Origin of the sequence: Pantoea sp. GbtcB22 (assembly GCF_019091025.1) — a bacterium.
GTDB lineage: Bacteria > Pseudomonadota > Gammaproteobacteria > Enterobacterales > Enterobacteriaceae > Pantoea > Pantoea leporis.
Map to the genome: position 1 here is coordinate 1 of NZ_JAGXKB010000763.1, position 239 is coordinate 239.

The window sequence follows — 239 nt, forward strand, 5'->3', positions numbered from 1 at the left end:
CGGCGGCAGGCTGGGCGGTTGCGCCGCTTCGGGCGCGTGCGGTAATAACAGCCGCAGGGTGGTGCCTTGTCCTGGCGCGGTTTCCAGCTCAATCTGGCCGCCGGATTGCCGCACAAAGCCAAACACCATCGATAAGCCCAAACCGCTGCCGCTGCCGATGGCTTTGGTGGAGAAGAACGGCTCAAACACCTGTTCACGCACCTCGGCCGACATGCCGCAGCCGTGATCGATCACTTCAA

Annotated in this window: 1 protein-coding gene; it reads right to left on the reverse strand. The window is 63.2% G+C overall.

Annotated features, from left to right (window positions below; translation table 11 throughout):
- The coding region (locus KVT28_RS26605) for a sensor histidine kinase (protein WP_254633683.1) at positions 1 to 239 on the reverse strand (239 nt) is incomplete at both ends.